This window comes from Lyngbya aestuarii BL J (assembly GCF_000478195.2).
In the GTDB taxonomy this organism is placed as follows: domain Bacteria; phylum Cyanobacteriota; class Cyanobacteriia; order Cyanobacteriales; family Microcoleaceae; genus Capilliphycus; species Capilliphycus aestuarii.
The window spans coordinates 37,727-48,287 of sequence record NZ_AUZM01000048.1 but is presented as its reverse complement, the minus strand read 5'-3'; the positions used below and the strand labels follow the sequence as shown (position 1 = coordinate 48,287).

10 protein-coding genes are annotated in these 10,561 nt (G+C 39.0%); 2 read left to right on the top strand and 8 right to left on the bottom strand.

Annotated elements, in window-relative coordinates; genetic code table 11:
- Nucleotides 1-156 precede the first annotated feature (156 nt).
- From M595_RS18710 to M595_RS18680, 7 genes are all read right to left on the bottom strand, one after another.
- A complete protein-coding gene (locus tag M595_RS18710) occupies nucleotides 157-663 on the bottom strand; it encodes a sterol desaturase family protein (RefSeq protein WP_023067959.1) in 507 nt (168 codons plus the stop codon).
- Between the two features lie 94 nt (nucleotides 664-757).
- Nucleotides 758-1,120 carry a TSUP family transporter gene (locus M595_RS18705; RefSeq protein WP_023067919.1) on the bottom strand — a complete coding sequence of 121 codons (363 nt, stop codon included), beginning with the start codon at nucleotides 1,118-1,120 and terminating at the stop codon, nucleotides 758-760.
- Nucleotides 1,121-1,263: 143 nt separating this feature from the next.
- Nucleotides 1,264-2,112, bottom strand: coding sequence for a phosphonate ABC transporter, permease protein PhnE (gene phnE, locus M595_RS18700; protein ID WP_023067925.1), 849 nt, complete (start codon nucleotides 2,110-2,112; stop codon nucleotides 1,264-1,266).
- Between the two features lie 119 nt (nucleotides 2,113-2,231).
- Nucleotides 2,232-3,305 carry a phosphonate ABC transporter substrate-binding protein gene (phnD, locus tag M595_RS18695; RefSeq protein WP_023067928.1) on the bottom strand — a complete coding sequence of 358 codons (1,074 nt, stop codon included), beginning with the start codon at nucleotides 3,303-3,305 and terminating at the stop codon, nucleotides 2,232-2,234.
- A gap of 62 nt (nucleotides 3,306-3,367) precedes the next feature.
- The gene (gene phnC, locus M595_RS18690) at nucleotides 3,368-4,156 is read right to left on the bottom strand and encodes a phosphonate ABC transporter ATP-binding protein (RefSeq protein ID WP_023067933.1); all 789 of its coding nucleotides are present in this window, start codon (nucleotides 4,154-4,156) and stop codon (nucleotides 3,368-3,370) included.
- Nucleotides 4,157-4,282: 126 nt separating this feature from the next.
- Nucleotides 4,283-6,340: a potassium channel family protein gene (locus tag M595_RS18685; RefSeq protein ID WP_023067951.1), complete on the bottom strand. Its 2,058-nt coding sequence runs from the start codon at nucleotides 6,338-6,340 to the stop codon at nucleotides 4,283-4,285.
- Between the two features lie 133 nt (nucleotides 6,341-6,473).
- Nucleotides 6,474-6,734 carry a DUF1830 domain-containing protein gene (locus M595_RS18680; RefSeq protein WP_023067944.1) on the bottom strand — a complete coding sequence of 87 codons (261 nt, stop codon included), beginning with the start codon at nucleotides 6,732-6,734 and terminating at the stop codon, nucleotides 6,474-6,476.
- Between the two features lie 390 nt (nucleotides 6,735-7,124).
- On the opposite strand from M595_RS18680, the gene M595_RS18675 reads away from it, so the two are divergent.
- Together M595_RS18675 and M595_RS18670 are read left to right on the top strand one after the other, a co-directional pair.
- Complete coding sequence (locus tag M595_RS18675) at nucleotides 7,125-7,646, top strand: P-loop nucleotide/nucleoside kinase family protein (RefSeq protein WP_023067934.1); 522 nt, start codon at nucleotides 7,125-7,127, stop codon at nucleotides 7,644-7,646.
- An 80-nt stretch (nucleotides 7,647-7,726) separates the two neighbouring features.
- Entirely contained in the window at nucleotides 7,727-8,800 is a 1,074-nt protein-coding gene (locus M595_RS18670) for a CHAD domain-containing protein (protein WP_023067954.1), read from the top strand.
- A 349-nt stretch (nucleotides 8,801-9,149) separates the two neighbouring features.
- Here the strand turns inward: M595_RS18670 and dnaN are convergent, their stop codons facing one another.
- Entirely contained in the window at nucleotides 9,150-10,325 is a 1,176-nt protein-coding gene (gene dnaN, locus M595_RS18665; protein WP_023067920.1) for a DNA polymerase III subunit beta, read from the bottom strand.
- Nucleotides 10,326-10,561: the final 236 nt, after the last annotated feature.

Sequence of the window (10,561 nt, the reverse complement as noted above, 5' to 3'; positions counted from 1 at the left end):
CGATCAAGATGGTCGGATTATCGAATATGGTATCACACGATTTCGGGGAGATCGCATGGAATTGGTGTTTGAAAACGAGTTGTTAGATACTCTCAATTCCAAGCGATCATCTAAATTATAATTTGAGTTTGAATGAATTTGAATCTGAACTAAACTTTAACTGTATCTGGCTCGGAACATCTTTTTCCATCTCAACAAAACCCTAAACCAAGCTTGAGCCGGTTTGTCATAAAAGGTAAAGATATCACCAAAGGCAACCCTAGAATTGAGATGATGTTCCCAATGTCGTTCGGGGGTTGTAATACAGAAAATTTTACAAATCCATTTAACTCGAGTTGGGGTTTGCCAGTGTTGTAGAGAAACGTGTCTCCACTCCACATGACATTCTGCCAAAATTAATCCTAAAATTGTACCAATCGGTGAGATAATCCAAAATAGAGGAATAAACATTAAGTAAGGAAATGCCCCAAAAAAACCCGTGATCAAAGCGACAGGTTTTTTAGTCAAAATAGCATAGCGAACAAAGCTACGGTTTGGACTATGGTGAACAACAGCATGGAACTTACCAAAAATGTGTTCGGGGACGTGGTAGCAAAACGTTGAAATTAAGTCTCCTAACAGGAGTAGGAGAATAGCAACACAGAATATCTTGATAAAAATCACAATAGACTCCTCGCCATCTACTTGTGACCTTAATCAATTTAGGTTAAACTCTATTAATTCCTGGGTTAAATTTTGTTTAATTTTGGATGGGGATTTATTTCGATAAAATCATCTTAAATCCAACGATCAACATTGCGACACCAAATATACGTTTTAAGTACAACTCGGGAATTAAGCCTGCTAGTTTTCCGCCCAAAAATCCGCCCAGAAAAAATCCAATACAGATTAAAAGCGCGACTTTAATGTTAACATAACCTTCTTGATAATAAGTCCAGGCTGCCAAAAGACCAATTGGAGGGACTAATAAGGCTAGCGTTGTTCCTTGTGCATAATGTTGAGAAAATCCAAAGAAATAAACTAGGGCTGGAGTTAATAAAACCCCTCCTCCAATGCCAATTAACCCACTAATGGTTCCGGTGGCTAGTCCTAGCATCAAAAAAGCAATCATCTGTACCATGTCTAATTCCTAAATTTTAAGTGGATATACTGAACTAGATTTTAACACTTGACTAGAAAGTTACCGACGGTGTTCAGAATAACCCATAAAAGCACTCAGAAAGAATTGAGGATTGCTTGATTATTTACTTGTTCACTTTGAGATTAAATTAGCCAATTTCGGAGTTTTGATGACAGAAAATCTATAGTCGATGTCGCCACAATCAAAATAATTAAAATCGCACACACTTTTTGATACTGAAAGGCTTGGAAACTTTGATAAAGCGAAACCCCAATCCCTCCCGCACCCACAATTCCTAATACCGAAGCCGAACGAACATTCGACTCAAATCGATACAAAATATAGGAAGTCCATAACGGCATTACCTGCGGAACAACACCAAAAATAATCTCTTGAATTTTTTGAGCGCCTGTCGCCCGAATTCCTTCCACTGGCCCGGGATCAATAGATTCTACAACTTCAGAAAATAACTTTCCGAGTGTGCCTGTTGTACTCACAAATAACGCTAAAACTCCCGCAAACGGCCCCAAACCAACCGCTACCACAAAAATTAATGCAAACACGATTTCATTAATCGCTCGCATCGCATCTAATAAACGACGAATGGGCTGTACTATCCAAACTGGACATACATTTTCTGATGCTAATAATGAGAGTGGAATAGCAGCAATTGCAGCCATTAACGTTCCCCAAAGTCCCATCGAAATGGTGATGATAGTATCTTCTAAATAAAATCGCCAGTCTGAAAAATCTGGGGGAAAATAAGAGCGAGTATACTCGACCATATTGCCACTATTTCTAAACAATAAGGGAAAATTGAGTTCGCTCTGCACATAGGCAAAAATGAGCAAACAGATTGCTCCGAGTAGAAATAAAATCCGAGTTTTTGTGACTCTTTTTTGTTCTTGAGATAGGGTTTCTAAAACAGCAGGAGATACCAATAATTCAACAGATGAATAGGAAGATTGGAATTTTTGATAATTATTTTTCATGCTTAAAACCTTTCAAAGATTGAATAGATCCCTCTAAATTTACTTTAAAGATCCCCCTAAATCCCCCGCCCCCGTGACCCCCAACATTGGGGGTGATTGGGGATAAACAATAGATAGAATTAACCTTGTAGTGCTGTTAACTGTTGGTTCAACTCATTGAGTTTTTTCTCTTTTTCGGCTGTATCCATATTTTCATCTTCTTGAACTTCCATAATTTGCTTCCCAATTTCTAATTCTCGAATAGCATTCCAATTTTTATCATCTGCAACAATAAAACTCGACCATTCTAACGGCCCTAATACCGTTTCATCGTTGTAATTGTAGAAGAAATCTTTAATTTTTGTTTTCAACTCCTCTGGTAAGTCTCGACGATAGGCAATCGGATCGCTGGGAATTTCAGGAGAAGTCCAAATCACTTGAATTTTTTCACGTGCGGCTGGGTTAGTTTTTTCTAGACGACTTAGGGATTCACTATTATTTGTCGCTACATCAACTTGATTATTCGCTACGGCTAAAGCTGTGGCTTCGTGACTTCCTGAAAAAACCAGTTTGTTAAATGCTTTTTTTGGATTGACATTGTTTTTGGCAAACACATAATAACTCGGAACTAAGAAACCTGAAGTTGAGTTAGGATCATTAAAAGCAAAAGTCAGATCAGGGGCATTTTTAATCACGTATTGATCGCCATCTTCGTTCACAATTTGTGACGCAATTGGGTTGTCTTTATTGGTGATTAAATAAGCGTAATAACCTTTAGAACCATCAAGGCCGACAGTTTGAGCAAAAGCTTCTGCATTAGCAATTTTCGCCGCTTCAATATAGGATTTTCCACCCAACCAAGCCAGATGAACTTGTCCAAAACGCATTGCTTCAATGACTCCGTTATAAGAAGTTGCATAGAAAGCATTAATCGGGATTCCGAGTTCGTCAGACATAGCCTGAATAAACGGTTCCCAAATGGGTTTTTGGTTGGCTTGAGACTCGGTAGAAATAATCCCAAAATTCAGTTCTTTAAGATCTGATAACGGCTGGGTTTTGGCATTAGTATCAGCAACCGCTTCTGCTTCTGCTGTTTCTGAATTGACTGGAGTTTCAGAAGTAGTCGAATTGGGTGAACAACTCGCGAGGAGTTTTGCTCCGCCGAGCGATAAAATAAACCAAGAAGTAGATTTTAAAAAGTTGCGTCTTTCCATTTGTTCCTTTGAGTGATGTATTGACAATTTTTAGGGCTGAAATCGGAAATTGAGATTTAAACTCATTCTCCATGTCCGCTTAAAACTAATTCTTGAGCCGCACTTCCATAGAGTTGATTGAGTCGGTTTTGATTAAGATCAGATGTTGATCCATCAAAAATAACTTCTCCCTGTTTCAGAGCGACTGCACGAGAAAAATAGCGCTGAACCATCTGCACTTGATGTAAAGAACTAATCACGGTAATTCCGTTTTCTTGGTTCAATTCGCCCAACAATTCCATCACTTTCCGAGCCGATTCGGGGTCTAGCGAAGCAATCGGTTCATCTGCTAAAATAATCCGAGCGCCTTGAACTAAACAGCGAGCGATTGCCACCCGTTGTTGCTGCCCTCCTGATAATAGAGAAGCACGTTTGTAGGCTTGATCCAAAATACCGACTCGTTCTAACGCAGATAAAGCCTGTATTTTTTCAGCTTTAGTAAAATAACGAATGGCTGAACGGGCAAGAGAAATTTGACCTAAATTACCAACGAGGACATTTTCGATTACGGTTAAACGTTTCACGAGATTAAACTGCTGAAAAATACAACCCATGTTGCTTCGCAATTGTCGGATTTTCGAGTGAAATTTTCCCTCAGATTGTAGAGAACAATCAAAAACTTTGACGACACCACTCTCGCCCCGTTCTAAACCGTTGAGATGTCGCAGAAGCGTTGACTTCCCTGAACCCGAAGCCCCAACCAACGCGACCATTTCCCCTGCTTTTACGGTAAAGCTGACCTTTTGCAGAGCCGTTTTACCCTTGAAGGTTTTGGTGAGATCAATCACTTCCACCGCAGTTTCTTTGACCACACTTCTAAATTCCCCCTTTACTTTGACTATTCATAGTTTGGAAGCTTAACATTAACAGAGAAATATCTTTAGATTATTATTGGGTTAAATTTTACAAAAAATTTGCGTCGGTGAATCCATAAGTTATTATAAAATATGAGCAAATACCTGGGATTTTATCAGTTCTTGTACCAAACGATGAGCTTGCTGTTTATACAGTGGAATCGGTAAAGTTGCAGGTAGATGATTCATCAAGTTTCGAGCCAGACTGAGTTTACAGCCCGAAATTCTTACGATCACATTTGCTCCTTCAAAAGCAGCATCGGATGTGCGTGCTTTTTTAATATGAACTTTTGTTGTTTTTGGGACAACATTGATCCCTTGTTCAACGGCTCGTAATCCTTCTGTTGTTGCTAAGACGACCATGCGATCGCCATCTGAAAGTAGAATATCATCAGAAGGAATAAACCGAGGTAATTTGTCTCTTGATTGATGTAAAATCGGTACGACACCATAGCCATAAGCCACTTCTGATAATAGTAACCCATTCAACGTATCTCCCGCTTCAATCTGATATTCTGTCACCAAAATCGTATCATTTCCCAGACGAAATAAATTCAGAATATTTTCACCAAATGCGGCTCCGGCAAAGGCTTCAGCAGCTACTTCATAGGCACACAACGCCTGAGTATGAGGTAATAACTGAGTTAAACTGTCACTGAGACTTTGTTCCATTGTCCGAATCACCACATGACAATGAGGATTAATATTGTGTACCATCAAGCCAATTTCTAAGTTTAAAATCTCGTCATCCGTCACAATCACAACACTTCTTGCCGTCGAGAGATTAACTTTATTGAGAGCATCTGCATAATTACTAATAATTAGAGGAATAGAGGGTAATAAAGTCAAGTCAAATTGGGCATTTTCTGTGACTCCGACAATCGCTTGTTTAAACTCTTGTAAAAAAACCGCTATCCGTTGACCAACTCGACCTAAACCAATGATAATTAGATGGTTACTTTGAGGAATGGGTGGACGTTTTCGAGTGAGTTGAAATCTTGCACTTAAAAGGGCTTGAGTTAACAACGCATACAACACCCCAACGAGAGCAGTTCCGGCTAAAGTTAGCCCCAAAGCAAATAACTGTAACCACCCCGGAATGTCAGTAATGGGTTCAAACTTGCCGAAAATATCTGCATAACCACCCAAGAGCAAAATTGCCACACCATAAAAAGCACTCAAATAAGTGGTTTGAGGGTAATAATAACGAAACAAAAGCGTCCCAATGATCGACAAAACAAAAACCAATACACCACAAAAAAGGGCAACTCGTCGCAGGGGTTGTTGTTCACTTTGTTGCCAATATTGAATGATTTGTTGCTGGAGAGACTGCCACCTTAAATGTCGGAATAAGTCTCGTAAGGTGTGTCTAAAAGAGGGTGTTGTTGTTGGTGTTGTAGTTTGAGAGAATCGAGAAAATGATTGTTCAACCACTTCAACATAGATAATCGTATCACCTGCCGAGGGCTGAATATTGGGTTCCCAGGCGTGAACTTTTAAGGGTTGAGATGAACCTTTAGGAAGATGACAAATTAGACGACGACTGCGACTATTGAGATCTTGTAAACTCGAACGATTACACCAAGAATCACTTGGACTTAGTTGGCGTTGAATGATTTGAATGCGGTAGCCCTCTAAGTTAAAAAATCCCAAAACTTCAGTCCCCAAGGCGGCTAAAGCAAAGGCAAAAGCCGGGAGTTGAGTCGGTTCGTAGGCGACTAAGTTGCCTAACAATTTACTAAGAAGTTGATTCAGATTTTCTTTTGAAGAACGGACAACTAAGCGGGAATGAGGGCTGAGTTTGCGAATAATTAGGGCGGTTTCGGCATTAATGCGTTCGTTGGAAGTGACGATTAATACACAGCGAAATTGTTGAATGTTTGCTTGGTTGAGTAGAGTAGAATCACGGCAGTCTCCGATGATTAAATGCTCTAATAAATTGGGGAAATTGGAGATTTCCCATTGTTCAGAATGTACTAATTCAATAGCGCTGACTCTGACTCCATAGGCTTTGAGTGCGGCGACACAATGTTGTCCCATTCCTCCTAAGCCACAGACTAAAAATTGATCAGACAGAGGTTGATAACTGTTGTCTTGCTGATTTTGAGGTCGCTCTTGAGATTTATATTCAGGAGTTGACATAGATGCAACCCATCAAGAAGTTAATTTACAGGAATCAACAGAGAGAAAATTCATCGGACAGTCTATTCTTCAGATGAGAGGATGAATCCCTTTGAATCTTATCTCAAAATTCGCCTTCTTATTGAACTTGATTTCAGGGAATCTCGTTGACTTTGAGGCTAATACAGGGAATCTCCTTCATTTCAATAGAGTCGCAACAAGCAGTATAATACACTTCCAAGTTTGCTTGGTCTTCCGCTTCAAAAAGTAAATGTTGAAATGGAAAAGCGACACACTCAAAGCAGCCTGTTTTTGAATGGGAAATTCGCAACACTTGCAATTGGGAGGTTTGATTTTTGTAGCTACACAGAATGACGTTGTTAGAGGAGGAGTTTGAGAGGTTTGCAAAATTCATAGCAGATGTTTACACATTTTTGTCTATACAAATTTCAGCACCCAAATTGATTAAACGAGCTTTGGTTCGTGACAGAGTTCTGTCTCAGGCTCTAGGGAAAAGATCGGCAGCCCTAGCTAAGAGTCTACGTCCCTAGCTAAGAGTCTACGTCCTTCTATTCTATCCCTAACTCGATCAAAGCACATCTGCTTGACAATTAAGTTAAGATGTGTTTAAGTAGTAGTTCTGAGATCACCTATTGAGTCAATAAAAAAGCCATATCAGTAAACAACCGACAGTATTCCTAGTTACTCAATGAAATAGGCGTTGACTTTTTTAATTTGTTGTAAAACGGGTAACAGATTAAACTTTTTTGATCTTCCAATTGGAAATAAGTCATAGGTCATCGATATGAATCAAAAACCAACATTGCACTTCTTTTGTGGCAAAATGGCGAGTGGAAAATCTACTTTAGCTCAAACTCTTGCTCAAGAAAATAATGCAGTATTGATTTCAGAAGATATTTGGTTATCTAAGCTTTATTCAGAAGAAATCAATGAGTTTTCTGATTATCTCAAATACTCATCCCGATTGAAAACAATCCTATCGCCCCATCTTCAACATCTTCTCTTACAAGGAGTCTCAATTGTTCTTGATTTTCCGGGAAATACTCCATCACAACGGAATTGGTTTCGTTCGATATTTGAGTCAGTAGGAGTCAATCATCTCCTTCACTATATTATTGCATCCAATGAACTTTGTAAACAGCAACTTAAAATAAGAAGTAAAGATCAGCCAGAAGGTTCTGCATTTACAACTGACGAGGAATTTGAAGCGATTACCCAATATTTTCAACCTCCAACACCAGAAGAAGGATTTAAAATCGAGATCTACCAAAAGGATGAAATGGTAAATTTTGTAGACAATAACTAAGCCAACAATTATTCGGTTAAACAAGATAGCGAATACAAATAAAGTTTTGTAAAACAATCCTAAATAGAGTTGTTATAATAATGAGAGTAGAACTGAATCATTTACTCGAAATGATTCGATTTCAAGAGGTAAAAATGACCACAACCACTGTACAGAAAGTTAAAACATTAGGAGACTGGGCTGCACTAGGAATTCAGCAACATTTAGAGAAAGTTCTCAAGCACGAACCCGAAGTTTTAGCAGACAAAGATCCCGAAGAACTTCATCAAATGCGGGTCGGTATGCGGCGTTTACGTTCTGCAATTACAGGATTTGCCCCTGTGTTGGAATTACCCGAAGCAGCAGAAAATAAACAAATTGGAAAAGTCTCTCGCTGTTTAGGACAATTGCGAGATTTAGATGTTTTACTCGAAGCACTTCATCAGCGTTACTATCCAAACTTACCCTCTAAAGAGCAAAAAATACTCAAGCAGGTTGTCTCAGAGTTAGACAAACAACGTCAGCAAACATTCAAGCAGACGAAAAAGACAATTGAAGGCAAGAAATACAAGCAATTAAAACAGGTATTACAACAATGGTTAGACTTGCCAAGTTATACAAAAATTGAACAATTACCCATTGAGGAAGTTTTACCAGATTTATTATTACCCGAAGTCAGCAAACTTTTTTTGCATCCGGGTTGGCAAGTTGGAATAGAACACCTTCAAACCGAATCAAATCCGACGAATGAATCCACTCAAAATGGATCAAATCCGTTTTCTTCAGCCACAGTAGAACTGATTTTACAAGCCGAAGGAGAGAAACTTCATAATCTCCGCAAACAAGTCAAGCGAGTTCGCTATCAGATGAACTTGTTTAGTGATTTTTACGGCGCGACTTATTCCGCTTATTTGCAAGACATGAAAGACATTCAAGAATATTTGGGTGATATTCAAGATAGCGAAGTGTTAGAAACTGTAATGAAGGATGTTTTGAAGTCTGATATTGAGTCCGTCTTGCCAACTTTTGCGGGTGTACTTACAGAAAGTCGTTATCAGGCGTGGCAAAAATGGCAACTGTTTCAACGTCGATATTTGAATAGTGAACTGCGTCTAAATTTCCGTTCAACCCTTCTGCATCCCGTCATAGACTCAAATTCCCATGCCAAAGAATAAACCCTCAAAATTAGTCACAACAATAGGCTAACTCGTTACTCCCTCATCTGGTTTAGGTGAGGGATTGTTTGAGATTTTACTTGATTACTTCATAGCAATCTTTTCTTGTCTTTTAAACGTTGAGAAATCTATAGATTAAAAAAGTTTTGTAAGTGATGCGATCGCGGATTTTGAAGTCGGTCAAGATTGGTTAGTCTTAGAGGATAACTTGAGTTTTGATCGCCTCACTTTAACTTCAGAAAATGGAGACACTATCATTCAATTCGGTAATGAACGTTTAGCAATCCTTCAAGGAATCCCTGTTAACCAAGTTCGGGTAGAGGATTTTATTTCTCTCTAGATTTTTTCTCTAATTTCTCAACTGAACAGGCATCACTAAATAAGTCATTTTTACACCTCCCAAAGGATTTAAAATCACCGGACTGGTCGCCGCATTCAGTTGAATTTGGATTTCAGAAGTATTGAGAACTTTTAACCCTTCCATCAAATATTTCACATTAAATGCGAGTTCTTTGGGTTCATCTCCTGAGACTTGAGCCGATAAAGATTCGAGTGCATTTCCCACATCAGCCGCTTCTACAGACAGAGAAATTTTCTGTTGATCGTTATCAATCGTGCATTTAACAATATCATTTTTTTGACTCGCTAAGACTGCAATTCGCTCTAACGCACCCAAAAAATTTCGGCGATCTACATTAATTTGATTGAGAAATTGATTAGGAATAAGCTGTTGATAAGCCGGATAAGAACCTTCTAATTTCCGACTATTTAAGCGTTGATTCCCGATTTCAAATATCACTTGACTTTCATCAAATCTCAGCTTAACCATAAGTTTTGATTCCTCTTTTCCGGGAGAGGCGGCTGCAATCATTCGTTCAACTTCTCGTAATGCCCGAGCCGGAATTGTGACTTCAAAATCCTCAATTTTTGACGTTGAAATATTTTCTGACCCGTCATCACCGTTTAAGGATTCAGCCTTGACAACCGCCAAACGATGACCATCTGTTGAGGCAAATTCTAAGTTTTCAGACTGAATTCTTAAATGTACTCCCGTTAAAACTTGTTTGGTTTCATCTGGACTGGTAGCGAATAAAGTTCCTTTTAATCCTTCAATTAAAGCATCAGCCGGAATAGAAATCGATTCTCCATCTTCAATCAAGGGAAGTGCGGGATATTCCTCGGCACCCATTCCTCGAACTTGATACCGTCCTGAACTCGAAGTTAAGGTAATAATAGATTCTCCGGCATCGTCATCGAGAGCAATCGGACTATTCGGTAAACGAGAGACAATATCATTGAGTAATTTTGCAGGTAGCGTGAACCTTCCCCCAACTTCTACTTCTGCACTCATCGAAGTATATATTCCTAAGCTTAAATCAAAAGCAGTTAAGCTCAGTTGTTGGGTTTCGGCAGTGGCTTCGAGTAGAATATTAGATAAAATGGGATGGGTTGGACGAGAGGGAATCGCTCTAGAAATCAAGGATAAATTAGAACTTAGTTTTTCTTGTTCAACGATGAATCGCATGGATTAACCTGGGTAAAGATTGAGTGTTTCGATAAAAATTAGCAATCGAGATCTGGCGTTATCACCCCGAAATGTTATTCACAGAATGAATACACCGAGTTCTATATTTTATCGTTTTGTTTGCAATTTGATTCACTCGAATACTAATCCTGTGGAAAACTTGTGGAAAACCCGTTCAACCTCTACCCCTTGAGCGCCATAACTAAAGCCCTTTGAACCTTTTCCACAGACTTCGA

Bases quoted from the DNA above. Each gene is read 5' to 3' on its own strand.
- M595_RS18705 (WP_023067919.1), bottom strand. From the start codon at position 1,120: ATGGTACAGATGATTGCTTTTTTGATGCTAGGACTAGCCACCGGAACC.
- phnE (WP_023067925.1), bottom strand. From the start codon at position 2,112: ATGAAAAATAATTATCAAAAATTCCAATCTTCCTATTCATCTGTTGAA.
- phnD (WP_023067928.1), bottom strand. From the start codon at position 3,305: ATGGAAAGACGCAACTTTTTAAAATCTACTTCTTGGTTTATTTTATCG.
- M595_RS18685 (WP_023067951.1), bottom strand. From the start codon at position 6,340: ATGTCAACTCCTGAATATAAATCTCAAGAGCGACCTCAAAATCAGCAA.
- M595_RS18680 (WP_023067944.1), bottom strand. From the start codon at position 6,734: ATGAATTTTGCAAACCTCTCAAACTCCTCCTCTAACAACGTCATTCTG.
- M595_RS18675 (WP_023067934.1), top strand. From the start codon at position 7,125: ATGAATCAAAAACCAACATTGCACTTCTTTTGTGGCAAAATGGCGAGT.
- M595_RS18670 (WP_023067954.1), top strand. From the start codon at position 7,727: ATGAGAGTAGAACTGAATCATTTACTCGAAATGATTCGATTTCAAGAG.
- dnaN (WP_023067920.1), bottom strand. From the start codon at position 10,325: ATGCGATTCATCGTTGAACAAGAAAAACTAAGTTCTAATTTATCCTTG.